The sequence below is a fragment of the Telluribacter roseus genome, from assembly GCF_017355915.2.
Taxonomy (GTDB): Bacteria; Bacteroidota; Bacteroidia; order Cytophagales; family Spirosomataceae; genus Telluribacter.
The window spans coordinates 86480-113176 of sequence record NZ_JAFEUV020000013.1 but is presented as its reverse complement, the minus strand read 5'-3'; the positions used below and the strand labels follow the sequence as shown (position 1 = coordinate 113176).

At 53.0% G+C, this 26697-nt stretch carries 22 protein-coding genes; 6 read left to right on the top strand and 16 right to left on the bottom strand.

Annotated features, from left to right (window positions below):
- The first annotated feature begins 204 nt into the window (after positions 1-204).
- Together gldD and JTN23_RS20515 are read left to right on the top strand one after the other, a co-directional pair.
- Positions 205-807, top strand: a complete 603-nt coding sequence (gene gldD, locus JTN23_RS20520) for a gliding motility lipoprotein GldD (RefSeq protein ID WP_247236926.1) — start codon at positions 205-207, stop codon at positions 805-807.
- Between the two features lie 76 nt (positions 808-883).
- Positions 884-1603 carry a hypothetical protein gene (locus JTN23_RS20515; RefSeq protein WP_247236925.1) on the top strand — a complete coding sequence of 240 codons (720 nt, stop codon included), beginning with the start codon at positions 884-886 and terminating at the stop codon, positions 1601-1603.
- Between the two features lie 4 nt (positions 1604-1607).
- On the opposite strand, the gene JTN23_RS20510 is transcribed toward JTN23_RS20515, so the two are convergent.
- Both JTN23_RS20510 and JTN23_RS20505 read right to left on the bottom strand, forming a co-directional pair.
- Positions 1608-2408, bottom strand: a complete 801-nt coding sequence (locus tag JTN23_RS20510) for an SDR family NAD(P)-dependent oxidoreductase (RefSeq protein ID WP_247236924.1) — start codon at positions 2406-2408, stop codon at positions 1608-1610.
- Positions 2409-2622: 214 nt separating this feature from the next.
- Positions 2623-4341, bottom strand: coding sequence for an IlvD/Edd family dehydratase (locus JTN23_RS20505; protein WP_247236923.1), 1719 nt, complete (start codon positions 4339-4341; stop codon positions 2623-2625).
- 307 nt (positions 4342-4648) lie between these two features.
- Here JTN23_RS20505 and JTN23_RS20500 point away from each other — a divergent pair, with 307 nt between their 5' ends.
- On the top strand, positions 4649-5971 hold the full coding sequence (locus tag JTN23_RS20500; RefSeq protein ID WP_247236922.1) for a serine hydrolase: 1323 nt from the start codon (positions 4649-4651) through the stop codon (positions 5969-5971).
- Positions 5972-5981: 10 nt separating this feature from the next.
- On the opposite strand, the gene JTN23_RS20495 is transcribed toward JTN23_RS20500, so the two are convergent.
- Complete coding sequence (locus JTN23_RS20495) at positions 5982-6374, bottom strand: MerC domain-containing protein (protein WP_247236921.1); 393 nt, start codon at positions 6372-6374, stop codon at positions 5982-5984.
- Between the two features lie 191 nt (positions 6375-6565).
- Here JTN23_RS20495 and JTN23_RS20490 point away from each other — a divergent pair, with 191 nt between their 5' ends.
- Positions 6566-6979, top strand: a complete 414-nt coding sequence (locus tag JTN23_RS20490) for a Fur family transcriptional regulator (protein WP_247236920.1) — start codon at positions 6566-6568, stop codon at positions 6977-6979.
- 81 nt (positions 6980-7060) lie between these two features.
- Here the strand turns inward: JTN23_RS20490 and JTN23_RS20485 are convergent, their stop codons facing one another.
- From JTN23_RS20485 to JTN23_RS20470, 4 genes are all read right to left on the bottom strand, one after another.
- Entirely contained in the window at positions 7061-7630 is a 570-nt protein-coding gene (locus JTN23_RS20485; protein ID WP_247236918.1) for a hypothetical protein, read from the bottom strand.
- Between the two features lie 72 nt (positions 7631-7702).
- A complete protein-coding gene (locus tag JTN23_RS20480; RefSeq protein WP_247236917.1) occupies positions 7703-10066 on the bottom strand; it encodes a TonB-dependent receptor in 2364 nt (787 codons plus the stop codon).
- A gap of 162 nt (positions 10067-10228) precedes the next feature.
- On the bottom strand, positions 10229-11386 hold the full coding sequence (locus JTN23_RS20475; RefSeq protein WP_247236916.1) for an acyltransferase family protein: 1158 nt from the start codon (positions 11384-11386) through the stop codon (positions 10229-10231).
- An 87-nt stretch (positions 11387-11473) separates the two neighbouring features.
- Complete coding sequence (locus tag JTN23_RS20470; protein ID WP_247236915.1) at positions 11474-12622, bottom strand: helix-turn-helix domain-containing protein; 1149 nt, start codon at positions 12620-12622, stop codon at positions 11474-11476.
- 146 nt (positions 12623-12768) lie between these two features.
- Between JTN23_RS20470 and JTN23_RS20465 the strand changes: the two genes are divergently transcribed.
- Positions 12769-13527, top strand: coding sequence for a hypothetical protein (locus JTN23_RS20465; RefSeq protein WP_247236914.1), 759 nt, complete (start codon positions 12769-12771; stop codon positions 13525-13527).
- Here the strand turns inward: JTN23_RS20465 and JTN23_RS20460 are convergent, their stop codons facing one another.
- The 9 genes from JTN23_RS20460 to JTN23_RS20420 all read right to left on the bottom strand — a co-directional run bounded on the left by JTN23_RS20460 (position 13528) and on the right by JTN23_RS20420 (position 25609).
- Positions 13528-14547 carry a zinc-binding alcohol dehydrogenase family protein gene (locus JTN23_RS20460; protein WP_247236913.1) on the bottom strand — a complete coding sequence of 340 codons (1020 nt, stop codon included), beginning with the start codon at positions 14545-14547 and terminating at the stop codon, positions 13528-13530. It lies immediately after the preceding gene.
- Between the two features lie 196 nt (positions 14548-14743).
- Positions 14744-15802, bottom strand: coding sequence for an NHL repeat-containing protein (locus JTN23_RS20455; RefSeq protein ID WP_262918592.1), 1059 nt, complete (start codon positions 15800-15802; stop codon positions 14744-14746).
- Between the two features lie 83 nt (positions 15803-15885).
- Positions 15886-16185 carry a hypothetical protein gene (locus tag JTN23_RS20450; RefSeq protein WP_247236912.1) on the bottom strand — a complete coding sequence of 100 codons (300 nt, stop codon included), beginning with the start codon at positions 16183-16185 and terminating at the stop codon, positions 15886-15888.
- A gap of 112 nt (positions 16186-16297) precedes the next feature.
- A complete protein-coding gene (locus JTN23_RS20445; protein ID WP_247236911.1) occupies positions 16298-17770 on the bottom strand; it encodes a DUF1501 domain-containing protein in 1473 nt (490 codons plus the stop codon).
- Positions 17771-17933: 163 nt separating this feature from the next.
- The gene (locus tag JTN23_RS20440; protein ID WP_310586736.1) at positions 17934-20177 is read right to left on the bottom strand and encodes a PSD1 and planctomycete cytochrome C domain-containing protein; all 2244 of its coding nucleotides are present in this window, start codon (positions 20175-20177) and stop codon (positions 17934-17936) included.
- A gap of 353 nt (positions 20178-20530) precedes the next feature.
- Entirely contained in the window at positions 20531-21235 is a 705-nt protein-coding gene (locus JTN23_RS20435) for an L-ribulose-5-phosphate 4-epimerase (protein WP_247236909.1), read from the bottom strand.
- A 2-nt stretch (positions 21236-21237) separates the two neighbouring features.
- Positions 21238-22761 (bottom strand): L-arabinose isomerase, encoded by a 1524-nt coding sequence (gene araA / locus JTN23_RS20430; protein WP_247236908.1) that lies wholly within the window; start codon positions 22759-22761, stop codon positions 21238-21240.
- 77 nt (positions 22762-22838) lie between these two features.
- The gene (locus tag JTN23_RS20425; protein WP_247236906.1) at positions 22839-24488 is read right to left on the bottom strand and encodes a ribulokinase; all 1650 of its coding nucleotides are present in this window, start codon (positions 24486-24488) and stop codon (positions 22839-22841) included.
- Positions 24489-24637: 149 nt separating this feature from the next.
- The gene (locus JTN23_RS20420; RefSeq protein ID WP_247236905.1) at positions 24638-25609 is read right to left on the bottom strand and encodes a 1-phosphofructokinase family hexose kinase; all 972 of its coding nucleotides are present in this window, start codon (positions 25607-25609) and stop codon (positions 24638-24640) included.
- A gap of 243 nt (positions 25610-25852) precedes the next feature.
- On the opposite strand from JTN23_RS20420, the gene JTN23_RS20415 reads away from it, so the two are divergent.
- Positions 25853-26695, top strand: a complete 843-nt coding sequence (locus tag JTN23_RS20415; RefSeq protein ID WP_247236904.1) for a 1,4-dihydroxy-2-naphthoyl-CoA synthase — start codon at positions 25853-25855, stop codon at positions 26693-26695.
- The last annotated feature ends 2 nt before the right edge of the window (positions 26696-26697 follow it).

Sequence of the window (26697 nt, the reverse complement as noted above, 5' to 3'; positions counted from 1 at the left end):
CACCATTAGTGGGTAGCTTCGCTGACTGTTCACCAGTACTGGAGCCTGATAATTAAGCTGTGCTTTACGAACAGATGGGAGTTATTCCTGGCTGCTTTTTGTTTGGAAATAAAGGTTCATACTAATCTTTACCCTATTTCGTTAGTTTTGCTGATGTTTAAAACTGATAGTACATCCGGCTCACGCTATTTGGCCCATACTTCCATGCGTTCATTGTTTAGTACCCTTACCCTGGCTGGTATAGTTTCTTTACTACTCCTGCTGGGAGCCTGTAACTCATCCGACGATCAGACGTACGTACCCAAGCCTAAGGGATATAACCGAATCTATTTACCTCCTCATAGTTACCAGAAACTGGACGAGCAGCATCCGTACAGCTTTATGTACTCGCAGTACGCTACCATACTGCCCGATACCTTTGCGGATGCGGAGCCTCATTGGATATTTGTGCATTACCCCAAGCTCAATGCCAACGTACAGCTGACGTACAAGCAGATAAAGAATGACCCCAGGCGGCTGAAAGACTTTATCGACGATGCGTATAAGCTGGCCGGTAAGCACCAGATCCGGGCTTCGGCCATTCAGGAGCAGACCGTACAGACCCGCAGCGGACGTACAGCTACGTTGTTCCGTCTGGAGGGAGATGTACCCTCACCTTTTCAGTTTTATACTACCGATACTACGAAACATTTTCTGCGGGGAGCGATTTATTTCCCGACGGCTACCAAAAATGACTCGCTGGCACCAGTTATTGACTATATCCAGCAGGATGTAATGCGGATGCTCAATACGTTACATTGGCAATAAATATACAGCCGCTATTGGCACGAACTGCCTAAGCATGTATATTTGACTTACAAACACTTACCTAGTTATCAGGCATATGGCTAAGAGGCAACCCAAAAATCAGCTACCACTCGACTTCTCGGTCCGGGGAGACAGGATCGTGCTGCATTGGGGGCAGGCAGAAAGTCAGCAGCAAGCAGACCAGCTTTTTGAAGGATTGGTACATGGTGAATGGAGGGTAGAACCGGCTGGTGAAGGTGCCGATATATCCTCGGCGCAGGAGATAATACAACTGATCGGGCATCGGCTTCCCTATCCCGAAACCATTAAAATTGCTCACCTGCATCAGGTAGATGACAACTTTATCGGCTTCTCGGCCATTTACCACCAGAAGGGCTGGGTATTCGTCAATGCTCACGCCGATGCTAATGACCGTCACTACCACGCCTGTTTGCTTACGGCCTCACTGGGGCTCTACACCGCTTATACTGATCCGGCTACGCTGGTAGCCCGTACGGAACAACTGATAGTTGACAAGTTACTACCAGCCTCTGACGTCAGCAGCTTTTTCCGCGAAGGGATTTCCAAAATCCCTCCTTTCCTGGCGGCGGATATTGCTGATTTCTTCAGGGTACCCTTTCCGATCGTGCTCAAGCGCGCTCTGGACCTTCAGATTATCACCGAAGAGCAGTACCAAAACTTCATTACCATCAAACCCAAACGCTCCGCCAAGCCCCGCGAACTGTACGTAGCCAAGGAAGGTAGCGTCGAAGATCTGGAATCACAGCTGTTCGGCGAAGAGGATACGGATTTCTAAGAAGCTACTGATCCTTAGCTACCTTCATATTACTAAGGTCCGGCAGGGGGCTTACGGCAGTCCAGCCACCATCTACCACCAGACTTTGCCCCGTAACATGTCCTGACAAGGGTGATAGCATAAACAGGGCCGCATGTGCGATGTCTTCCCGAATGGCCGGACGGCCCATGGGCGTTATGGCTGACCATACTTTGGGGTACTCGGGGTCCTCATGTAGGGTACGTTCGGTAAGCGTAGCACCGGGAGCCACGGTGTTGATCGTTATTCCATAGGGAGATAGCTCCAGCACCAGGTTTTTAGCCAGCATTTCGATGCCCGCCTTGGTCATGGCGTAAGCGGCCAGGTACTGGTGCGCCTGATGCCCCACCACCGACGACATCAGCAAAATACGTCCACCACTTTTCTGCTTCCGCATCTGGCGGGCTGCCGCCTGGGTAAGCAGGAAAGTTCCCATGATGTTCACTTCCAGTACGCGGCGCAGGTCCTCAGCCTTGTATTCGAAAAAATCGCCAAACAAGGTAATACCGGCGTTGGCAACGGCTATCGTAAGCTTGCCGTAGGTATCCACCGCCACCTGCACCATATCGTCGATAATGGCCTCATCCGCCGAATCGCCCGGTACGGCTACACATTGTCCGCCTTCTTCACGGATATCAGCGGCAGCCCGCTCGGCCAGGCTGGCATCCAGATCATTCAGTACCACACAGGCTCCCTGCGCAGCCAACTGGCGTGATATTTCAAAACCTATGCCCTGTCCGGCGCCGGTAACTATGGCTACCTGATCTTTAAAAACTTTATCTGTCATGGATAAATGATCTTTATCAGTAAAGCTCGCCAGTTGCGCCAAAAGCCCATGCTGGTAAGCTTATATTTCAGATACCAATTTTCTATTATATACAGCCTGCGGCCTGTATTGTTAGGCCGCGGGCCACATCTTTCGAAAAAGGTCGTTTTCACGGATTCCTGGCAGAACCTGTGAAAACGACCTTTCCTGCTATGATACAGGCTTACTCGGATGCTTAATGAGAATCGCGTGTCACCTTATCACCCGAACAGCCTCTGAGGAAATCCAGATCGGCTCCTTCGTGGGCCTGAGTGACGTGGTTGATGTACAGGTTGACGTAGCCACGGTCGTAGCCCAGCTCCAGCGGCTTATAGGCAGCCCGGCGACGCTCCAGCTCTTCATCCGATACATCCAGGTGCAGGCGTCGTGCATCCACGTCCAGTTCTATGTAGTCACCATCCTGTACTAGTGCCAGCATACCTCCTACGGCCGCCTCCGGCGATACGTGCAGTACCACGGTACCAAAGCCCGTACCGCTCATGCGTCCGTCTGAGATACGTACCATATCCATTACCCCTTTCTCGAGCAGTCGCTTGGGGATACCCATGTTACCTACTTCGGGCATACCGGGGTAGCCTTTAGGACCTACGTTTTTCAGGACCAGTACGGTATTTTCGTCGATGTCCAGCGTAGGGTCGTCCAGGCGTGACTTATAGTGGTCAATGTCTTCAAATACCAGCGCCCGGCCCCGGTGCTTCATCAGGTCAGGGTTCAGTGAGGCCGAAGGCTTCAGGACGGCTCCGTTCTCGGCCAGGTTGCCCTTTACTACGGCCAGTCCGGTCAGATTTTTTACCGGTTTCTCCAGCGTAGCAATTACTTCCGGATCAAAGCACTCAGCATTGGCGCAATTTTCGGCCAGGGTTTTTCCGGTGACCGTAATGATATCTCCGTGCAGTTTGGACAGCATTTCTTTAATTACCACCGGCAGGCCTCCTGCGTAGTAGAAATCCTCCATGAAGTACCCTCCCGACGGCTGCAGATTCACCAGCAGAGGTATCTCTCTCGACAGTGCATCAAAGTCATCCAAGTTAAGTTCCACACCTATACGACCCGCAATGGCCAGCAGGTGTACCACAAAGTTGGTAGAACCACCAATGGCGGCATTGACCCGAATGGCATTCTCAAATGCCTCGCGGGTCAGGATCTGCGACAGGCGCAGGTCTTCTTTTACCATGTCCACAATGCGGCGCCCCGACAGGTGAGCGGCTACCTTTCGACGTGAGTCCGCCGCGGGTATGGCCGCGTTTTCGGGGAGGGTAAGCCCCAGTGATTCCACCATACAGGCCATAGTAGAGGCGGTACCCATTACGGCACAGTGGCCTTGGCTACGGCACATACAGGCTTCGGCTGTAGTGAACTCTTCCTGCGTGATCTGTCCCTGACGGTAGGCCTCGCTGAAGCGCCATACGTCGCTGGTACCGATGCTCTTGCCCCGGTAGCGTCCGGTTAGCATAGGTCCACCCGATACCACGATGGTAGGGATATCTACACTACAGGCTCCCATTACCAGCGAAGGGGTAGTCTTGTCACAACCACAGAGCAGCACTACTCCATCCACCGGATTGGCCCTGATGGATTCCTCCACGTCCATACTGGCCAGGTTGCGGTACAGCATGGCGGTAGGTTTCATGAGGGTTTCACCCAGAGACATCACCGGAAATTCCAGCGGAAACCCGCCGGCTTCCCAAACGCCCCGCTTTACCGACTCGGCCAGCTCACGAAAATGGGCATTACAAGGGGTTAACTCTGAAAAAGTATTACAGATACCTATGACCGGACGGCCTTCAAACTCATCGGCAGGGAAGCCCTGGTTTTTCATCCAGGCGCGGTAGATAAAGCCATCTTTTCCTGTCTTGCCGAACCAGCCACGGCTACGTAGTTCTTTTTTATCCATTAGTATTCGATTAATATAAGATTGATTGACTGCAGTATGTACTAGTAAAGACAAAGGTTAACCGGTTTTAACCGACCAATGCTGGTTTAAACCAGGTCCTTCGCAAATTTACACTATACGTCAGCCGATATACAGCCCACTAAAATTCTTATTTATTTTTCAAAAAATAGAATCCGCCAAACATTTCTCCTACTTTCGGATTAAACTACTACGCAATATATTGATTTATACAAAGTAGTGGCTGCTTTATCAAGTAGTACCCGATAAGAACCTACTTTGTAGAAGAACTCCCGAAAGCGTTTGTAACATGTCTTCGAAGCTGATATCCCCCTATCACGGCCACGTGATGGCAACCTCCCCAAAGCAGACCTACCCCACGCTGTACCTTTGGGCTTTTCTCCTGTCTTTCTTCGTGTACATGACATCTACCCCGGCGGCAGCACAGCCCCAGACCGACGCCTTTCTTGAAAAACTACTACGAAAGTACCCCGAGCGCTTTGATAAGATACTCGCCGACCCGGTCAGGTATGACGTACAGATACTATATACCAAAATAGACCGCAACAAGAAAAACGAGCCCAGCTTCACAACCTACCGCTACCATGTAGATCCCAGCCGCTATTTCTATCCGGCCAGTACTGTAAAGCTACCGGCCGTACTGCTGGCGCTGGAAAAGCTGAATAAGCTGAATGTACCGGGGCTGGACAAATATGCGCCCATGCTCACCGAAGCCGCCCGCCCTGAGCAGACGGCTGCCCTGGAAGATACAACGGCCGAAAATGGCCTGCCCTCGGTGGCCCACTACGCGCGCAAGATCCTGCTCGTTAGTGACAATGATGCCTTTAACCGCCTGTACGAATTTATAGGACAGCAGGCTTTTAATGATTCGATGCAGGCAAAAGGCTATACCAATACCCGCATTACGCATCGCCTGCAGCTCCCGATGAGTACTGAGAACAACCGCTATACTAATCCGGTAAGGTTTGTAAAAGACGGGGAAGTACTTTATGAGCAGCCCATGATGCAGAGCAGCAAGACCTATGTAGCTACTGAGCCCATCCTGAGAGGGAAGGGATATATGCGGGGCGAGACACTGGTAAACGAGCCGTTTGACTTCCGGGAGAAAAACTTTTTTGCGCTGGAAGATCAGCACGAGCTAATGAAAGCGATCATGTTTCCGGAGAGCGTGGAGCCCAGGCGGCGCTTTAACCTGAAGGAGGATGACTACGAGTTTATGTACCGGTACATGTCGCAGCTCCCTATAGAGACCAGCTATCCCGAACATTATTCCGAAGACTACCACGACAGCTACGGCAAGTTTCTGCTCTTTGGTGCCAGCAAGCGCCGTGCGCCCCGCCACATTCGCAGCTTCAATAAGGTGGGCGATGCCTACGGGTACCTGCTCGATAACGCGTACATTGTCGATTTTGAACGGGGTATAGAATTCCTGCTGACGGCGGTGATCTACTGTAATGAAGATCAGATCCTCAACGACGACCACTACGAATACGAGAGCGTAGGGCTTCCGTTTATGGCGGATCTGGGCAAGACGATATTTGAATATGAAGTGCAGCGAAAGCGCCGGGGACGCCCCGACCTGAGCCGCTACGAAGTAGAATATGACAAGTAGAGCTACTCCCCTACTTGTGCGCCATCATCCAGGGCCGGCATAGCAGCAGGTTAACAGCATGCCCGGCTATCAGCACGCCTGAGCCGATATACCCCAGCCACACAAATACCGTAGCGGTACCTTCCAGCAGAATCGAAACGGCAAATAGCCCGAAAGCCAGCCAGAGGATCAGCTTCACCAACGGGAACTTATGCCCACGCGTAGCATAGTATACAGCCAGCCCGTTGACCAGTACGAAGAGATAGTCAAGGTGCAGAAAACCTGCAATGGTATGGTCGTCGACGGTAAGAGAACTACCTACTGCCAATACAGGCGTCAGCAGGCAATGTACGATACAAAGTAACGATCCTGCTATCCCTACGTAGTCAGCGCGTCCGTGTGTATGGATCGGTGATGGTTTCATAACAGCACAAAGGTAATGGGAAACTTTATCTCTTGCAACGCTGTTGCATCAATAAATGTTCTGTCGTACCGTTCATTTTCCAATATTTTAGAATAAATAAAAGGAAGAGTGTAAATTTACCTGATGATTTAGCTGTTGTATATCTTATAAGCTAACATCCCCATTAACGTACCAATCAAAGCCTGTGTAGCATGGAGCAGACGATCAGAGAAACCCTTAAAGACTATAACCTGCGGAGTACTTCCTGCCGGGAGGATATCCTGGGTACTTTTCTGAACAAGGGAGTGGCCCTCTCACATGGTGATATTGAAGACTCCCTGGGTGAGCGCTTCGACCGCGTTACGATCTATCGTACCCTCAAGACATTCCTCGAGAAGGGCCTTATTCATAAGGTACTGGACGATGAAGGTGTACGCTATGCCCTTTGTAAAGACCACTGCTCCGAAAAAGACCACCACCACGATCATATTCACTTCAAATGCACGGAGTGCGGCCAGACCAACTGCCTTGCCAATGTGCATATACCAGCGGTGCAGCTCCCGGATGGCTACTTTGCCAACGAGGTCAATCTCCTGATCCAGGGCCGATGCCCGGCTTGTACTTAATAGTGAATGAGTGAGTGGTGAATGAGTGAATAGAAAATAACTCACCAATTCACACAATCTCTCATTCACTAACTAATAAGCTTACTCTACGATCAATTCAAAGTCCAGATTCACATCGTCGCTACCGGGAGCAGCCATACCGTTCTTCACGGCCGTACCATTAACCGGTGGCTGATGACGTAGCTGCACTTTCAACTGACCCCTACCGGCAGTACCCGTCTGGGCTGTTCCGGTGAGTCCAATGGGGAAGTTGCGGCTGTCCTTGTCGCCGTAGGTGTACGTAAGGAGCGTAGCAGGAGTAGCCGTATACACCATCAGGTGTTCGTCGGCTTTTTCAGCGATCTCATCTGTCAAATCAACCACCGGAGTCTTGCTCTCATCAAGTAGCTCCACCGTCACGTTATAGGAAGTATTAGGCTTAAGCTTGATCTGGTCAAAACGGGTTGGAGGATTTCCTCCTTCGCCATCGGGATCTCTGAATTCAAACGTAGTGGCAGTAGTAGTACCCTGCTCTGTGAAGTTCAGACGCACCGTTGTAATGAGTTCATTCTCGTCCTGTGGATCCACCTCATCCGCTCTGCGGCAGTCCGTCAATAACAGGGCTGCACTCATCAATAATCCCCAGCCTAGCATTCTGCGATCTACTTTCATAAGCATGTTGTGTTAATTAAGATTACAAATTGATTTAGGATGATGTGTTGTATGTATAACAAGTAGTCTTGTTCAGGCTCCAAACCTCCATTTCAGCCTCAGCGAGATATTACGTCCCATTTCATCGGCATAGTAGCGGAAGCGGTTCAGGTAGTCACGGTAGGCGGTATCCAGCAGGTTATGTACCGTTAGTCCTACTTCCACCTGTTGTTTTTGGGTGATAAAAAGAGTCCCCCCTGCCGTTAAGTTCCACAAGGAGTAGGCAGGTGGCGGCGGGGCAAAATCACTGTTAGCGGGTACGCGTCGCTGCTCCCCTACCCACAGGTTACCTGCCGAAACAAAAAGCTTCTGCCATTTCCCTGCTTCTCCAATGTTGAAGCTGAGCTGGTTGTCCCAGCGGTTGGGCGGTATCATCACCAGGTACTGGTCATTCTTCTGATCATATACACGCAGGTACGAAGCCTTGCTCTTCCACGACCAGCGATCGGTCATTTTCCAGCCCAGTGAGGCATCTATACCGGTAAAGGTGGCGTCGGTCTGGGTGTAGCGAAAGTAGGGAAATGCCCCCCGTACCGTAAGAATCGGCTCCGGCTGCGGCTTAAGGTAGATGTAGCGGGCTATGTAGTTGTGGTAGGCGCCGATCTCCCAGTTAAACTTGTCATTGTCATACACGACGCTCGCCACGGTATTGATAGCCTGCTCGGGCCGGAGTGTCGGGTCACCCTCTTCGTACGAGGCGGCTCCGTGGTGTACCCCGGCGCTGAATAGTTCGCTCACATTAGGCGCACGCCAGGCAGTACCTACATTGAGGCGGGTCGAAAGCTTTTCACTGATAGAGCGGGTAACGCCCAAAGTACCTGAGGCACTACTGAAGCGGAACTCGTCCCTCTGTGTGACGCGGTTGACCAGGCGGTAGGTAGTCAGGTAGCGGTAGTCGTAGCGGATACCGGCCTCCCACTCCCAACCGTTCTGCACCAGGCGCTCGATCAGGAAGGCACCTACGTTCCACTGGTCGAAGTTGGGGATCAGCGGGCGACCGTTCATGAGGTTGTACTGGTACAGGGTACTTATCCCTACCTGACCGGCCAGTTTGTTGGCTATGGGCTTATGATCCCACACAATGTCGTTGGTGAAGGTGGTCAGGCGGAACGTCAGCTCGGGGCGGTTGAGCCCCGCCAACGAGTCATTGCGCGGGCGGTGCAGGTCGTATTCGGAGCGATCGTTGTGCTGCCAGGCCGACACCCACTGGATACGGTGGCCATCGGCAAAGTGGTAGTGGGCTTCCCCCTTTACCAGATTATGGGCTACATCCTGGTAGGGCCGCCCAATTGTGTAGGTGAATCCTGACTTAACCAGTGGCTCCCTGTTTTTGATTACCTGAAGCAGATCCGTAACGCTTCCGATGTGCGCACCCGAAAAGATCCCCAGCTCGGTGGCAAAATGACTATAGAATATTTCGGCGCCAAACCCTTTCTTACGATAGCCGGCGGCAACGGAGAAGTTCCGCTCACGGATGCCGGTATTGGACAGGAAGTAGTTAGGCGTATGGATATTACCGCCCCGCTTAAAGGTACCCTGTGCCCGCCAGCCTAGCTCCTCTATTCCCTTGACGCCTCCCTGTAGGGTACCGGATACTACGCCCTGGCGACCATTGGAGTAGCCTACGGTATTGAGCTCTCCGCTGAGGGGCTTCCCAATGGGGAGCTCCTCGGGTTCCACCAGGATCACTCCCCCGATAGCGTCAGAACCATAGCGAACACCAGCGGCCCCTTTGACTACGGTTACGCGGGTAGCTATGAAGGGGTCTATCTCCGGAGCGTGCTCCGACCCCCACTGCTGCCCTTCCTGCCGTACGCCGTTGTTCATGATCAGCACGCGGTTGCTATGGAGGCCATGAATAACGGGCTTGGCAATGTTTGATCCGGTCTGGAGGGTAGTTACGCCCGTAATACCTTTCAGACTCTCTGCCAGTGACTGACCGCGCGTCTGGGCCAGTTCGCTACCGGTAAGGGTAGTTATCGGCTGTGAGATGGGAGCGTCGGTACGATGAGCCGTAATCTCCACGTCCTTGAGGTGGATCTCGTCTTCGGCCAGCGCAAAGTTTTCCTCATGACCTGCTATAAGGTCAATGGTCTCGGTATAAGGCTGGTAGCCTATGATCCGGCACTCCAGCTCGTACTGACCGGGGCACAGCCGCTCTATCTGATAGCGACCGTTCATATCCGTAGAGACACCTTTATTTTCTCCCAGCACGGCTATCGTAGCTCCCGGAATAGGCTGTCCGGTATGCTTATCACGCACGACTCCCTTCACAAAGCAGTCACACCCTTGCCTCTGAGCATATGCGGCCGGAACAAAAAATACCAGTAGCAGGTAGCACGCTACCGCCCAAATTCTTTTCTCTATTTTATATCTATCGTGGGTAATCGCCATCATATTTTGCTACAACGTTGCAAAAGTATATTTTATGCAACCTCGTTGCAAATATTATAACAACAACTTTCCAGCGCTCCACTCAGATAGCGTTAAAATAGTGTACCTATATGGGTACTTTCACCTGAATTAAAGTAGAAGTGGCAGTTGAGTTATAATCCTTTCTTAAGACGGAACTGAACTCAAAATGTTTGAAGGCGATGGCCCGGGTACTGGCTTCAGGCCAAAGATGGGGCGCAACCAGTTGACAGGCATGATCATGTACTGTATGAGCACGAAGCAGATAAGGAAAGTACCCAACGACATGAAGGCGAACTTACTGCCTATGCTCCAGTCAAGATCACGTACATAGAAGCCCAGCCCGACGATCACCATCTGGTGCAGGATGTAGAATGGGTACACCATTTCGTTGGCCGTAGCCAGGTACTTGCTCCGGATGTTGAGGTGCTGCATCGCAAAGCCAAGAATGGTCATCAGCCAGAACCAGCGGTTGCTCTGCTTGATGATAAAGTACAGGTCCAGTTGGGCTCCTGCCAGATCTTCGTCATCAGCCATCCAGTACTTCACGCATAGAATAGTGACAGTCAGCAGGGCGGCAGCCAGGCTATACCAGCGTATCCGGCGAACCCTGGCCTGCACCTCCGGGAGCTTCATCAGCACAAAGCCTAGTACAAATACCGTCACGTACAGAAAATGATTGGCCCAATCATCCACCAGCGCGTTGGTGGCCGGAAAGCGTTCATTCAGCAGTACCCCTCCTGCACTTAGCCACAGGGCCGGCCCGAGCAGAACGGCCCAGGTACTTATGCTTTTCTCCTGAATGGTAGCACGACGAAGAAATAGCAGGAGAGGTAGCAGCACCAGGCTATACGTAAAGATATAGGCCAGGTACCATAGGTGGTGCCAGCTGAAGTTGCCCCTGGGGTACGGCTCCAGCTCAAAGATAGAAGGGTAAAAGCTGAAATAGCTACCCACATACCCTTGCACTACCCGCTCGGCGTATACCTGCGGGGGTACGACCAGCAGCATACCCGCCACCAGGGGTAGCAGAATGCGCTTCATGCGGTCTTTGGCAAAGGTACCACCGCTCCGGTACCCCAGTGCAAAGTACACGCCCGCCCCCGATACCAGAAAGATCAGCGACATACGCCACTGGCTCAGGTATAGCATGGGCCACTCTATAGCTTCGCTCAGCTCTGGGTTCTTGATGTGCCAGTCCCAGCCGACAAAGTACATACCGGTATGGTAAAAAATAAGGAGAGAGAAGGCCAGCACGCGCAGCCAGTCAAATTCGTAGCGTCTGATTTTGGTTTGATTTTCCATAGCAAATTTTTAAGCAAAAGTCGCTATGGAAGCCCGTAAAGGCGGAATCTGCCGGTAAGGATGAGGTGCTACCTTATAGGGAAGTACTCAAAGCACTCCGGTAATGGCCTTGTTGCGGTACTGCCCCGGTGTCTGTCCCGTCTGCTTTTTGAAGGCCGCGCTGAATGCCGACTTGGAGAGGTAGCCCGTCTGCTCGGCTACTTCCTCGATCTTGAGGTGCTGACGTGCCGGGTCTGAAAGGATGGCTTTGGCCTCCTGAATACGCAGCTCGGCCAGGTACTCAAAAAAGCTCTTGCCCAGGCACTCGTTGAGGCTCTGCGAGAGGTAGTGCGGCGAGGTACTGAGCTGTCGGGCCAGGGCAGGTAGCGAGGCCGAAGGCTGAGTGTAGAACCGCTCCTCCTCGGCCAGCTTGAGCTTATGCAGCAGATCCTGTTTGGCGCTATCGCTCAGTGCCGACTTTTCGTACTTGACCTGTACTACCGGCTGAAAAAAGGCTGAACCGGTAAACAACTTGTAGCTGATGAAGAAAAGCTGCACGACCAGGAGTGCCGCCAGGAAGTGATCGCCGAGATCTTCCCGGAAGGTAAAACTTACAAACAGGAACAGCAGCAGCATGGCGGCGTAGAAGTAGAGCAGAACCCGGGTCCAGGAATAAAAGTAGGCATTGGCTACCTGTGTACCTGACGGCTGCCTGATCAGCCAGAAGCATGCGATAATGTAGGAGGTAATATGTACCAGCGTGAGCCAGTCGTCATAGCCCGACAGGTAAAGCGGGTCCGGGTCTACCAGAAGGCGGGCAGGTATGCGTGCGGCATCCGGAAAGTAGGCGCCCAGATAGGCATTATACTTTACCGCCTCCGGTTGCACCATAAACAGCAGGTGATACAGAAAGTAAAACAGGAAAGGTAGCAGATGCAACCATTGCCTGGGCGTCCAGTCCCTTCCTCCCAGGCTCCTGAAAAGCAGGTACGTGAGCGGACCGACGGCATAATTGAGCGGCTCCGAGAAGTCCACCAGCGGCAGCATCTGAAACATCAATCCCGAATAGCAAAGGAATATCTCCAGTACGATACAGGCGAGTGTACCTACAAATCCGGCCAGCAGCAGATGGTGGTAGGGCTGCCGGTGGGGCCTCCTGAGCAGAAACAGGAGCGTCAGAAAAAAGCCCTGCACCGCTCCCACCAACAGAATAGCTGTATATAAGTCAAAACGGAAGTAGTTCAGTCCGGGAGACATGGCCTGTGTAGTTCGTAATTATAGTCCGTCGGGCTGCGGCTCAGACAGCTCTTTACAAATATAGATTAAAACGAGTGAGGCTAAACGACACGATTAAAAAAGCCCGTACCTTTGCGGCTGTTTTACCAGATGCTGAACTACTAGCAGTGAACTACATACTACTCCTCAAAATAGTACTTGTACCGGCTCTGATCGCGGGCGTGACACTGGCCGTGCGGCGTTGGGGAGCCGGCCTGGGTGGCTGGATCGGCGGCTTTCCGTGGGTGGCCGGCCCTATCTCGTTCTTTATGGCCTGGGAGCAGGGGGCTGATTTTGTAGCGGCTACTATCCCTTCGGCTCTCATGGGCTCGGCGGGTACTATACTGTTTGCGTTTACCTACGCGGGACTGTCGTACCGCCTGTCGTGGCTACCGACGTTGCTGCTCAGCTACGCCGTCTTCTTTGTCATCGCCTTTATTTCACTGGACCATACCCCTACGCTGGCGGTCGCCACCATTCTGAATGTAGTAGTTCTGTCGCTGACGCTTTACTTCTTTCCCAAGCCCAAGAACATCCCGCCTATCCTCCGTCAGCCCCGGTACGACATTCCCCTGCGTATGCTGGTGGCTACACTATTTGTAGTGGGCCTCACGCAGGCTGCTGAGCTACTGGGGCCTGAGTGGAGCGGCATACTTACTCCCTTTCCGATCATGACCTCTACGCTGGCCGTATTTACCCACTCCCAACAGGGCAGCGACGCCACCTCCCGCATCCTGTATGGCTTGATGTTGGCCGGTTATGGTTTTACTACCTTTCTGGTGGGGGTATTTTACCTGGTACCTCTCATGCCCATCGGGTGGGCGTATGTCCTGCTTATGATAGGTACCATGGTATTAAATGCCTTTACGCTTCGCCTGATCCGGTAACTAATGCAGGCTTACCACCGCTTTGATCACTCGGCTGGCCGGGTCATACAACGTAGGAAACTGATCGGGCAGCTCATCAAATGAGAAATGGTGGGTAATCCAGGGCGTAGGGCCCATCCGGCCGTTTTCGATGTGATTGATGATAGTACGGAACGTGTGGTGCGTAGCGTTACGACTGGCCAGCAGGGTGAGCTCCTTGCGGTGGAACGACGGGTCATGAAACGTAACCTCCCCCTGAAACAGCCCTACAAACACGATCTTGCCACCATGGGCGCAGTATTCAAAGGTTTTCATCATCGAGGCCGGATTACCCGTAGCGTCAAAGACCACCGTGGGCAGGTGTCCGTCAAAGAGCTGAAGAAGCCGCTCGTGGAACCACTCATCGGCCAGCAGCGTATGCTTTACCCCCATCTTCTCCTCACAGAATCTGAGGCGATGCTCTTCCCGGTCGGCTACCACCAGCGTAGCACCGGCCATTTTCACAAATTCAATAACCGATAAGCCAATGGGCCCGGCGCCGATCACCATGACGATATCTTCCGGCCCCAGATCCGCCCGCTCCACGGCGTGTCCGCCGATCGCCAGCGTCTCTATAATAGCCAGCTGATCATCTTTCAGACGGTTGGAGGGGTGTAGCTTTCCGGTAGGTACTTTGAGGTACTCAGTCATGCCTCCATCCATATGTACACCCAGTACCCGCAGGTTCTCACAGCAGTTGGTCAGGCCGCGCCGGCAGGCCTGGCACTCGCCGCAGTCCAGGTAGGGCTCTACAGCACAGCGGTCACCTATCTTAAGACCGTACGTATCGCCGTTGATTTCGACTACCTCCACGGCCAGCTCGTGCCCCAGTACCCGTGGGTACTCAAAGAAAGGCTGCTTACCACGGTAGGCGTGCAGGTCGGTGCCGCATATACCTACCCGCAGTACTTTTACCAGGGTTTCTCCTTCCTGCAGGGTAGTGTCAAAAGGAGTATCTATGAATTCAAATTGTCCGGGTTCGTTAAGACTAAGGGTTTTCAAAATGGTAATGGTTGGTGCTTTGCTAATTTACAGTAATCCGACATTTTATCAAGGAGACCTATCCCAATTTCTTTTTTACAAAAAAGCCCGGAACACCTCCGGGCCTATACGTTAAGTACTATGGGTTCACTATTCTAGCCCCACAATCGCTCATTCACCGCGTGACGGCCTCTCATTCGCTGGGCCTCCGGCCCGACTACACCCGCACCAGCTTCACCGGATACGTTTGCTTGGCATTCCACTGGCATATGTAGATGTTCTCATCCTCATCGATACATACATCGTGGCAGTGCATAAACAGGGGTTTTTCCTGCACCATCAGCTGGAGCTGGCCATTCTTGTACTCGGGCTTGGTACCTCCCGGATTAGAAATGACCTTGTTGTTCTTATCCAGAATAGTCACAAAGCCAGAGTTAGGTGTCTGGTTGAGGTACTTTAACCGCGACCAGCATACGCCGGCATACAGATTATCCCCCTTTACAACCGGACGACATACATAGGCACCGGGCAGGAAGATGCTGGACAGGTACTTGCCATCCAGCGTAAAGCGCTTGAAGGAGTTATGGATGCGGGAAGTAACAAGTACCGTCGGATTGGCCTTATCACGGGTATCAATGGCTACGCCGTGGGCCGTAGCAAACTGATGATCTTCGTCACCAGGTCCACCAAACTTATCTATATACTCACCCGTGGCGGTGTAGCGCAGCACCCACTGCGACCCGTAGCCATCGGCTATGTAGATGGTACCATCGGGGCCAATGGCCGTTTCGGTGGGACGGAAAGCGGCATCTTCCTTATAGGCTCCTACCTTGGACGGATGCTCAATGGTAAGCAGTACTTTCCCTTTCATGTCGGTCTTGAACACCTTACCCATGCCCGGATCAGTGATGAACAGAAACTCCTCACCGTTGGCATTCCAGAGAGTAAGGCCGTGCCCGCCGGGGAAGTCGTGCCCCCAGCTATCGAGCAACTTGCCCGACCGGTCGTAGATGAGGATATTGTTTTTAGTTTCATCCCCGATCATAATAAGCCGTCCCTGCTTGTCCTGCACCATTTCGTGGCAGTTCTTGACGGGGAACTTAGAAGCATCCAGATTCCCCCACCCCTGCTGCAACCGGTAGCGGTTCGACCCGTGGCCGATTACTTCGCCATCCAGCTTGGGGCGGGCCTGTAGGATATAAAATGGCTTAAAAGCCAGAGCTGCCGTAGTAACAGCGGCGGCCTTGGCAAATTGGCGGCGGGAAGGTTTTTCCATGATCTCAGGTGGCTTTTTTTATAGGAAAGCCACCTGAGAGGCATTTATAATCCTTTCACTCGTAATATCTTCGGTAGTAGTACCTACCTTACCATATTGACAAATACGAAGGCCATGATGGCGATCAGGATGGGTAGGGCTGATGGTACAAAAGGCGACTTCTTATTCCCTTTTCGCCACCACTTCCACGACATCCAGATACAGATAAAAACGATGAGCGGGAATGAGAGGATCATCCCAATAAAAAGGTACGCGCCCATCTTCTTGGCTGGATCGACAGTATCAAGTGCCTGAAACGATGTCTGGGCGGCATCGTACCATGGGATAAGCGTAAGGAGGCTGAGGAGTTGAACGAGATAGAGAGCTATTTTAGCTGGTTTCATAGTAGTAGGCCAAATGGACTAGCAAAAGCATTCCGGGCGAAATATAGCACAAAGATCTCTCTTTGCTATATCAGCCCAATAATTGTTGCCAGTAAGCATTCTCAAGCTATTTCTATGCCAAAATCTGATGCACCACCTTGCCGTGTACATCGGTAAGCCGGAAGTTGCGCCCCTGGAAGGGATACGTCAGTTTTTCGTGGTCAAGCCCCATCAGGTGCAGAATGGTAGCCTGTAGGTCATGCACATGTACGCGATCCTTGGTACCATAGTACCCGATCTCGTCGGTTTCGCCAAAGCTGAAACCCTGCTTCACCCCTGCACCGGCCATCCACATCGTGAAGGCTTCCTTGTGGTGGTCACGGCCCTTGAAGGGGGCCTTCTTGCCACCCCGGTTTTCGGCCATGGGCGTACGACCAAACTCACCACCCCATACCACCAGTGTATCATCCAGCATTCCCCGTTGTTTCAGGTCCGTAAGTAGAGCCGTAGTAGCCTGATCCGTTTCTTTACAACGGTTTACAAAACCTATCTCGAGGGCTTCGTTGGAGTTGCTGCCGTGGGTATCCCAGTCGGCGTGGTAGAGCTGGATAAAGCGTACGCCCCGTTCGGCCAGGCGGCGGGCCAGGAGGCAGTTGTTGGCGTAGGAGTTCTGGCCGGGGGTAGTACCATAGAGCTGGTGAATGTAGTCGGGTTCACGGGTAATATCCATAGCCTCGGGTACCGTGGTTTGCATGCGGAAAGCCAGCTCGTACTGCTCGATACGCGCCAGGATCTCGGGGTCTCCCATCTCCTCGTGCTGTACCCGGTTGATGTCGCTGATGGTTTTGATAGCCGCCTTACGCAAGTCGCGGGGCATCCCATCGGGATCAGAGATGTACAGGACCGGGTCCCCTTCGGAGCGGCACTGCACGCCCTGGTACTGCGACGGCAGGAAGCCGCTCCCCCAGATACTCTTACCAGCACTAGGTATGGCATCGCCGGAGGCCAGTACGATAAAGCCCGGCAAGTTTTCGTTTTCGGAGCCCAGGCCATAGGTCACCCAGGAGCCAAAGCTGGGGCGCCCGGTACGCGGACCGCCCGTATGCATGAAGAGTTGCGCCGGAGCATGGTTGAACTCATCGGTATGCATAGCCCGCAGGAATGTCACCTCATCCACGGCCTTCTGAAAGTAAGGCATGTGGTGAGATACCCAGCTACCCGTCTGTCCATACTGGTTGAACTCGGCGTAGGGGCCGAGCATCTTGGGAGTACCTACTATGAAAGCAAACCGCTTTCCTTCCAGCAGCGACGGCGGACAGTCTTTTCCGTCCAGGTCACGCAGGAGGGGCTTATTCTCAAAAAGTTCAAGTTGGGAGGGTGCTCCCGACATATGCAGGAAAATAACCCGCTTGGCCTTGGGAGCAAAATGACTCAGGCGAAAGCTATCTTTGGAAGAAGCCGTATTAGTACCTTTGAACATATCACATCCCATCATCATACCCCCCAGGGCCATGGCTCCCAGGTGCCCTATACTCTGCTGCAGGAAGTAGCGGCGGGTGGTTACCTCCCGATCAGTCTGTTCCAGTTCTTTCAGTAGCTTTTCCATCAGTACTTATATTAATTGTCGAATGGCGACTTCAGAATGTCAAATTGGCTTTTATTTACCTCCTCTACTTACCTACCTTTCACTTTTTATTTCAAATTCTCCCTTCTCACCCTGCGGCAGCCGACTTTCCTTCTTTCCTCCACTATTCCCTTCCTCCTTTGAACTACTGCTTCGTGATCACCTCATCCAGGTTCAGCATGACGTTGGCGGTAGCCGAAAGCGCCGCCAGATGTGGCGTCTTCGGGTAGTCCATCGTCAGGAACTTCAGAACATCATGCGAGTTGGTCCGGTAGTGCTGAATCGACAGCTGGTAGTAATTGAGCAGTAACCGCAAGCGCTCTTCGGAAGGCATATGGCCAGTTAGTCGCTTGTAGCCCATCTTAATGTTTTCAACGGGATTATAGCCGGTAGCCTGCTTCATCTGCCAGGCCAGCCCCTGTGAGGCTTCCAGATACACCGGATCATTGAGTGTCACGAGGGCCTGCAGGGGCGTATTGGTACGTACGCGCCGCGACAGACACAACTCCCGGCTTGGTGCATCGAATGTAGTAAATGAGGGATAGGGGCTGGACTTGCGCCAGTAGGTGTACAGGGCCCGGCGGTGACGGTCTTCGTCTTCGGCGGTACGCCAGCGCATGACATTCCGGATTACCTGCCATACCCCATCGGGCTGCGGAGGCATCACACTGGGGCCAAACAGCTTGGGAGAAAGCAGGCCCGAAGCCGCCAGGGCCTGGTCACGTACCTGCTCGGCCGTAAGCCGTACCCGCGGCCCGCGCGACAGTAAGGTATTGTAGGGGTCTTTCTCCAGCGCCTCTTCACTCACCTCCGAGCTCTGGCGGTAGGTTGCCGACAGCACGATCTCACGCAGGAGCTTCTTGACGCTCCACTGGTCTTCATTCATAAAGCGGAGCGCCAGCCAGTCCAGCAGCTCGGGATGCACGGGTTTGGCGCCCTGCGTCCCAAAGTCTTCCAGCGTCTCGACCAGTCCCCGGCCAAAGAGTTGCTCCCAGTAGCGATTCACCATTACCCGGGCCGTCAGTGGGTTTTGCGGACTTACCAGCCACTTAGCTAACCCCATACGAGAGGCCGGATGGTCTTTGGCGAGTTGCGTGAGCGTCTTAGGTGTTTGTGGGCGTACCTCTTCCCCGTGCACCATCCAGTTTCCTCTCTCAAACACGTACGTCTTACGGCTACTATCCGCAGGTAGCTCCTCCATGACAGGTGTACGCGAAGGCTTTATCTTCTCCAGTCTGCGGTGGGCTTCTATATACTTTTGATCCGCTGTGTCTTTCTGTGCATGCAGAAATCGGGTCAGTTCAGCCATCTGCCGCTTCTGTATACCCGATAGTTCCGATAGCAGCGGTACGTCGCTGGTGCGGTCGGCATCAGCCGAGGTATTAAAGAAAGCCATCAGCTGATAGTAATCCTTGTGCGGAAAAGGGTCGTACGGGTGGCTGTGACACTGCACACAGGCCATGGTAGTACCCTGCCACACCTCCATGGTAGTATTGACCCGATCAATTACGGCCACTACCCTGAACTCCTCGTCGTCGGTACCGCCTTCGTCGTTGGTATTGGTATTGCGGTGAAAGGCGGTGGCAATGCGCTGATCCACGGTCGGATTGGGCAGCAGATCGCCCGCCAGTTGCTCCACCGTAAACTGATCAAAGGGCATATCCTTATTAAAGGCGTCGATGACCCAGTCGCGGTACTGCCATATCTCGCGGTGGCGGTCCTTCTGATAACCCTGCGAGTCGCCGTAGCGGGCCAGGTCCAGCCACATAGCTGCCCAGCGCTCACCATAATGCGGCGAAGACAGCAGGCGATCCACTACTTTTTCGTAAGCGTTTTCTGATTTGTCATTCAGAAAGGCATCATACTCCTGAGGTGTAGGAGCCAGCCCTGTCAGATCCAGCGTAACACGACGGAGCAGTACAGCTTTATTCGCCTCTTCGGCGGGAGAAAGTCCTTCTTCTTTAAGTTTCTTGTAAACAAATTTATCAATGTCATTCTCGGGCCAGAAAGAAAGCACCAGTGGTGGCTTCTGGGGTTCGGGAGCTATGTAGGACCAGTGCGTTTCCCACTCGGCCCCCTCCTCAATCCAGCGCTCCAGCAGGCTGATCTGCTCCTCGCTGAGCGGCGGAGCTTTGAGCGGCATCCGATCGTCAGGATCAGTGGATTTAAGACGGGCTATGAGTTCACTCTCTTTGGGACGACCGGGTACTATACAGGGCTTACCTGACTTGCCCTTACTCAGTGCTTTTTCACGATAAAGCAAGCTGATATTACCCTGCTGCTTTACGCCTCCATGGCAGCCGGTGCAGTTGGCGTTCAGGATAGGCCTAATTTGGGTGTTAAAGTCTACTTTATTTCCTCCCCACCACTGCCAGGCGCTCAGTGTCAAAATGACAATTGTTAAAAGGGCAACAATGTAACTCAGCCGCATAATAAGGTAATAGCTAGGTATATGATACTATAAACCGTACTCCTTCTTGTTTCTACTTTTATAACCAATATAATAACCTCCGGTTACTTCCAAAGACATCCCATCGTTGATCGGTAAATGGAGGGCTTTTGATCAAACACTGGTTGAGGCTTTAAAACAAGACGAATAAAGTCCAACTATATCCTTACAAATTTATAATAATTATATAAATTAATTGCAGCCATAAGTCAGGTACCTATAAAACACTTCCGCCACAAGCTGCTACTAACAACTTGTGGCGGAATAAATTTGCGAGATAGCTTATACCACTACTAGCAGCCCTGGCCGTAGTAGGCATCTTTGCCGTGCTTACGGAAGTAGTGCTTATCTACCAGCGACTGTTTGATGGGGGGAGTAGCGGGATTGATGGTGAGGGTGAGGTAGGCCATGCGAGCCAGCTCTTCCAATACTGCCGAGTTATAGACCGCCTTGGCCGGAGTCTTGCCCCAGGTAAAGGGTCCATGGCAGGCTACCAGTACCATCTCCACCTCTTCGGGCGACAGACTCAGCTCCCTGAACTTATCGAGGATCTGCAGACCCGTTTCGTGCTCATAATCCCCTTTAATGGCTTCGTCGGACATGACATCCGTCACCGGGACCGACGCTACCAAGTGGTCGGCGTGGGTAGTACCTAGGTTAGGGATGGGCCGCATCGCCTGCGCCCAGGCTACTGCGTAGGTAGAGTGGGTATGGCAAATACCTCCTACGGTATCAAAATGACGGTACAGCAGCGTGTGGGTTTTGGTATCGGAGGAAGGACGCATGGTACCTTCCACCAGTTGATTGTCCAAGTCTACCACCACGATATTTTCCACCCGTAGCTCTTCGTAGGGTACCCCGCTGGGCTTAATGGCTACTACACCCGCCTGACGATCAATCCCGCTCACGTTACCGAAGGTATACAGCACGAGCCCCTTCCGCGGCAGCTCCATGTTGGCTTCGTATACTTCTTCTTTTAAGTACTTATAGGCTGACATAGCTAGAATCCCCGGTTCATCTGGTAGTATACCTCATTCCAGCGCAGCTCATTTTTGAACTGGCGCAGGCGGGTGTCCTGGTCAATAGTAACAAGCTCCACGCCTACCATCTCCGCGAAGTCTTCGATGTACTCTACTGACAGGTTTTGGCTGTATACGGTATGATGTGCTCCCCCGGCCAGGATCCAGGCGGCGCAGCCGGTCTGCATATCGGGCTGGGGCTTCCAGAGTACCCGGGCCACGGGAAGTTTGGGGAGGTCGTGCGGTGGAGCTACGGCTTCCACTTCGTTGGCCAGAATCCGGAAACGATTACCTATATCAATCACCGACACATTCAGCGCCGGACCACCGGCTACGTTAAATACCAGGCGTACCGGGTCGGCCTTGCCGCCAATGCCCAGCGGATGTACCTCACAGGCAGGCTTGCCATCGGCGATAGATTCACATATTTCGAGCATGTGCGCGCCCAGTACCAGCTTACTATCCGCAGGATTGGCCGGATCGGCGAAGTGGTAGGTATAGTCTTCCATGAATGAATTACCGCCGGGCAGTCCGGTTGCCATTACTTTCATGGCCCGTAGCATCGCGGCGGTTTTCCAGTCGCCTTCGGCGCCAAAGCCGTAGCCCGCCGCCATCAGACGCTGCGAAGCAATACCGGGTAGCTGCACCATCCCGTGCAGGTCTTCGAAGGTGTTGGTGTAGCCTTTGAAGCCCCCCTCTTCCAGGAAAGTCCTGATACCTAATTCGATTCGGGCGGCTTCACGCAACGCATTGTGCTGTTCTGCTCCTTTCAGGAGAGTACTGGCCAGGGTGTAGGTATTTGCATACTCCGCGCACAGCTGATCAATGGCGGCATCGCTGATCTGATTGATCACCTGCACCAGACTACCTACTCCGTAGCCATTGACTGAGTAGCCAAACTGCATCTCGGCGGCTACCTTATCCCCCTCCGTGACGGCTACCTGGCGCATGTTATCGCCGAAGCGTACAAAACGCGCGCCCTGCAGATCATAACGAGCGGCGGCGGCGCGTGTCCAGATGTTCAGGCTATTGATCACATCCTCCTGCTGCCAGTGACCTACCACTACCTTGCGGTTCAGACGCATCCGTGACATCATAAATCCAAACTCCCGGTCGCCGTGGGCAGACTGGTTCAGGTTCATGAAATCCATATCTATGGTAGCCCAGGGTATATCCCGGTTGTACTGCGTGTGCAGGTGCAGCAGGGGCTTCTGCAGTACCTTCAATCCGCCTATCCACATCTTGGCCGGCGAGAAGGTATGCATCCAGGCTATGATGCCGATGCAATCAGGGGCTACGTTGGCCTCCTGACATACTTTATATATTTCGTCGGGGGTAGTGACTACGGGTTTGAACACGATCCGCACCGGTACTTTCTCATGCTGGTCTAGTCCTGAAGCAATGGCCTGCGAGTGCTCCGCTACCTGCTTCAGCGTTTCTTCGCCGTACAGATGCTGGCTCCCGGTGACGAACCAGACTTCGTATTTTTTAAGTGTATGAGTCAAGAGTTTATGAGTTTATGAGTGAATATAGTATTGAGTGAATGGTGAATGAGTGATTGAGTGGTAGGCTTCTCACTCCCTCAGAACCCCTCCTCTACCAGTTGTCCCGCTTTCAGGTACTTCTGATACAACTTCTTATATACCTCCACCCGGTCGGGCTGGGGCTGGTACTCAGCGTCAAAGCCTGATGACATGGCCTGTTGGGCTGCTTCTACCGAAGGGTGAATCTCAGCCGCTACCGAGGCAAACATGGCAGCTCCCAGGGCACAGGCCTGCTCCGATACCACTACCTTGATAGGTACATTCAGGACATTAGCCAAGGTCTGCATCACAAAGGGTGACTTCTTGGCTACTCCCCCAATCGCGATTACCTGCCGGATGGGTACTCCCTCCTGCAGAAAGCGGTCGACAATAGCCTTTGACCCAAAGGCAGTAGCTTCTACCAAGGCTTTGAATACCCGCGGTGCATCACTACCAAGGTTTAGATTGAATATGGCTCCTTTCAACCCATGATTGGCATCGGGAGTACGGCGGCCATTGAGCCAGTCTAGGGCTATAATATCGTGTTCGGTAACGGGTAGTGCTTCGGCCGCTTTGGACAGAGAGGGTATAATACCGTCTATGACCTTATTAACCACCTCCTCACCTACCTCCTGCGCCAGTAGCTCGCGGATCGGGTAAGCCAGCAGATTCCTGAACCAGGCATATACATCACCAAAGGCCGATTGACCGGCTTCCATGCCCAGCATACCGGGTAGCACCGATCCATCCACCTGTCCACAGATACCGGGTACCAGTTTACCGGTCATATCTTCGTTAGGCGCGGTGAGCATATCACAGGTAGAGGTACCCATAACCCGTACAAACGTATAGGGCTCTATATGTGCTCCTACGGCGCCCATGTGCGCGTCAAAGGCTCCTACCCCTACCACTACCTCTTCTGATAGCCCCAGCCGCTGCGCCCATTCGGCGGATAGCTTACCCATGGGTTGGTCGGAGGTATAGGTATCCTGGAAGAGGCGGTCGCGCAGGCCCGCCAGTAGGGGGTCAAGCGTAGTCAGAAATTCTTCGGAAGGCAAACCGTCAAATTCGGCATTCCACATGGCTTTGTGCCCGGCGGCCGTGCGGCTGCGGCGCATGGTACGTGGGTCGGTATCGCCCGTTAGTACGGCCGACATCCAGTCGCAGTGCTCTACCCAGGAGTAAGCCCGCTGGCGTACCTGCTCATCCATGCGGAGCGTGTGCAGTATCTTGGCCCAGAACCATTCGGAGGAGTAGATACCGCCTACGTACTTGGTAAAGTCCACCTTCCACCGGCGGGCCAGGGCGTTGATCTCTTCGGCCTCGGCATTGGCCGTATGGTCTTTCCAGAGGATAAACATCCCGTTGGGGTTCTCAGCAAATTCGGGTAACAGGGCCAGCGGGGTACCCTGCTCATCCACGGCACAGGGCGTAGAACCCGTAGTGTCAATGGCAATCCCCCTTACACTTTCTCTGACCTCAGCCGGTACTTTATCCAGCGCCCCCTTCACCGAGGCTTCGAGTCCTTCGAGGTAGTCGAGCGGGTGCTGCCGAAACTGCGAAGCCTGGGGTAGACAGTACTTGCCGACTTTCCAGCGGCTGTATTCTTGTACATAAGTACTTACTTCTTGACCCGTCAGGGCATTTACCACCAGGGCCCGCACCGAATCAGTGCCAAAATCAATACCTATTACGTGGGGATCAGGCATAGAGAAGTTATTAGCAGTTAGAGTTTTAGGTTTAAGAAAATCAGGATAGCTACCCAAATTAGTACCCATGCTCCAGTAATCATGCATAGAGGTACCTGGTCACTTCTCCAGAAAAAGAAGCTGGCAGCTACTATCTAACGCTTATGTACCTAATTCACCTGTATGGCATAACGCTTGCCGTAGCGGTTGAGCCAGTCGAGCAGGCGGCTTACGTCAGGCATCTTAAACAGCTCGCTACCGGGATTCATGGTAGCCGCCGATCCGCAGGCCACTCCCATACGTACCGCTTCACGGATAGATTTGCCCTGCGATAAGGTATATACCATACCCGCCACCATACTATCGCCTGCCCCTACGGTACTTTTCTTTTTGACGGGAGGAGCCGGTATATGCTCTACCTGGTCTTCCGTAACCAGCATAGCTCCCATGGGACCCATGGATACTACTACCACTTCACAGTGGCCTCTTATGATAAGGGCCCGGGCCGCATCATCTACCTCGTCCATTTCCAGTTTGTCGGTACCTACCAGCTGGCATAACTCCGTGATATTGGGCTTGAGGAGGAATACGCCTGATTCGCTGGCCAACCGGAGGGCTTCACCGGAGGTATCTGCTACAAACCTGGCCCCCCGCTCACGGGCGATCCTGGCTACCTGGCCGTAGAAATCCACCGGTACGCCCGGCGAAAGACTACCACTGGCTACAATGAATGAAGGCGTATCTACCTCCCGCAGCGTATCCAGTATCGCCTCCACCTCAGTAGGCATCAGCCTGGACCCCGGCATACTAAACCGGTACTGAAGGCCTGTCGCCGATTCGACTACGTTCAGGTTCTCGCGGGTCCATTCCTTGGTTTCTATCACCTCAATGTCCACTCCTTCTGCTTTCACCAATGCCTGCAGACGCTGCCCGGTCGGACCTCCGGAAGTCAGTACCGCCAGGGGCTTGCCTCCTAACCGATGGATAGCCTTCGCCACATTAATACCACCGCCTCCTGCCTCAAAATTGGGTTGGTCACAGCGGAGCTTTTCGTCCGGAACCAGACGTCCTACGGTAGTACTTTTGTCTACTGCCGGGTTAATTGTGAGCGTTACAATGGGTTTTATTGCCTTTGTAGCCATAGTGGTTTTGGTTTTAATCCATTACAAATACCGAGCGCCTAAGTTAGGCCATCGTTCACAGAAACTAAAATTGTACCAAGAGGTAAAGATCAATACTGATCAAGATCAGCCCCGTTTATACCCCATATATTGGCTGACGCTTACAGACCACCCCTGAAGGGCTTGCTCATATTTCCTCATAAAAGAGTTTGAATCCTCACCAAAATTTGGTCAGTTTGCTCTTGTGAAACAAACTATATAGAGATGTCAGCACTAGAGTGGAAAACTGCCAAAGAATACGTAGATATTACTTATAAGAAACTGAACGGGGTAGCCCGTATTGCCTTCAACCGTCCCGAAGTACGCAATGCCTTTCGGCCCAAAACGGTATTTGAGCTGTACGATGCCTTTGAAGATGCCCGCAACGACGGCTCTATCGGAGTAGTACTCTTGTCGGGCGAAGGACCTTCGCCCAAGGATGGCGTGTATGCCTTCTGCTCCGGGGGCGACCAGAACGCCCGTGATACCGGAGGATACAAGGGAGAAGACGGCGTAGCCCGGCTCAATATTCTGGAAGTACAGCGCCAGATCCGGTTTATGACCAAGCCTGTGATAGCCGTAGTACCAGGCTGGGCCGTCGGTGGCGGGCACAGCCTGCACGTGGTGTGTGACCTGACGCTGGCCAGTAAGGAGCATGCGATTTTCAAACAAACCGACGCTAACGTGGCCAGCTACGACGCAGGCTACGGCTCCGCGTATCTGGCGCGGCAGGTGGGTCAGAAGCGGGCCCGCGAGATCTTCTTCCTCGGTCGTAGCTACTCCGCTCAGGAGGCTTACGAAATGGGCATGGTCAATGCCGTAGTACCCCACGATGAACTGGAAGATACCGCTTACCAGTGGGCGCAGGAGATCTTGGAAAAGAGTCCGATGGCTATTCGCATGCTCAAATTTGCTTTCAACCTCATTGATGACGGACTGGTAGGGCAGCAGATCTTTGCGGGTGAGGCCACCCGCCTGGGGTATATGACCGAAGAGGCCCGCGAAGGCCGCGATGCCTTCCTCGAAAAGCGCAAGCCGGACTTTGATAAGTTTGAGAAGTACTCGTAAAG

Excerpts from the sequence above, each read along its gene's own strand:
- gldD (WP_247236926.1), top strand. The coding sequence starts at position 205 with ATGCGTTCATTGTTTAGTACCCTTACCCTGGCTGGTATAGTTTCTTTA.
- JTN23_RS20515 (WP_247236925.1), top strand. The coding sequence starts at position 884 with ATGGCTAAGAGGCAACCCAAAAATCAGCTACCACTCGACTTCTCGGTC.
- JTN23_RS20510 (WP_247236924.1), bottom strand. The coding sequence starts at position 2,408 with ATGACAGATAAAGTTTTTAAAGATCAGGTAGCCATAGTTACCGGCGCC.
- JTN23_RS20505 (WP_247236923.1), bottom strand. The coding sequence starts at position 4,341 with ATGGATAAAAAAGAACTACGTAGCCGTGGCTGGTTCGGCAAGACAGGA.
- JTN23_RS20500 (WP_247236922.1), top strand. The coding sequence starts at position 4,649 with ATGTCTTCGAAGCTGATATCCCCCTATCACGGCCACGTGATGGCAACC.
- JTN23_RS20495 (WP_247236921.1), bottom strand. The coding sequence starts at position 6,374 with ATGAAACCATCACCGATCCATACACACGGACGCGCTGACTACGTAGGG.
- JTN23_RS20490 (WP_247236920.1), top strand. The coding sequence starts at position 6,566 with ATGGAGCAGACGATCAGAGAAACCCTTAAAGACTATAACCTGCGGAGT.
- JTN23_RS20485 (WP_247236918.1), bottom strand. The coding sequence starts at position 7,630 with ATGAAAGTAGATCGCAGAATGCTAGGCTGGGGATTATTGATGAGTGCA.
- JTN23_RS20480 (WP_247236917.1), bottom strand. The coding sequence starts at position 10,066 with ATGATGGCGATTACCCACGATAGATATAAAATAGAGAAAAGAATTTGG.
- JTN23_RS20475 (WP_247236916.1), bottom strand. The coding sequence starts at position 11,386 with ATGGAAAATCAAACCAAAATCAGACGCTACGAATTTGACTGGCTGCGC.
- JTN23_RS20470 (WP_247236915.1), bottom strand. The coding sequence starts at position 12,622 with ATGTCTCCCGGACTGAACTACTTCCGTTTTGACTTATATACAGCTATT.
- JTN23_RS20455 (WP_262918592.1), bottom strand. The coding sequence starts at position 15,802 with ATGGAAAAACCTTCCCGCCGCCAATTTGCCAAGGCCGCCGCTGTTACT.
- JTN23_RS20450 (WP_247236912.1), bottom strand. The coding sequence starts at position 16,185 with ATGAAACCAGCTAAAATAGCTCTCTATCTCGTTCAACTCCTCAGCCTC.
- JTN23_RS20445 (WP_247236911.1), bottom strand. The coding sequence starts at position 17,770 with ATGGAAAAGCTACTGAAAGAACTGGAACAGACTGATCGGGAGGTAACC.
- JTN23_RS20435 (WP_247236909.1), bottom strand. The coding sequence starts at position 21,235 with ATGTCAGCCTATAAGTACTTAAAAGAAGAAGTATACGAAGCCAACATG.
- JTN23_RS20425 (WP_247236906.1), bottom strand. The coding sequence starts at position 24,488 with ATGCCTGATCCCCACGTAATAGGTATTGATTTTGGCACTGATTCGGTG.
- JTN23_RS20420 (WP_247236905.1), bottom strand. The coding sequence starts at position 25,609 with ATGGCTACAAAGGCAATAAAACCCATTGTAACGCTCACAATTAACCCG.
- JTN23_RS20415 (WP_247236904.1), top strand. The coding sequence starts at position 25,853 with ATGTCAGCACTAGAGTGGAAAACTGCCAAAGAATACGTAGATATTACT.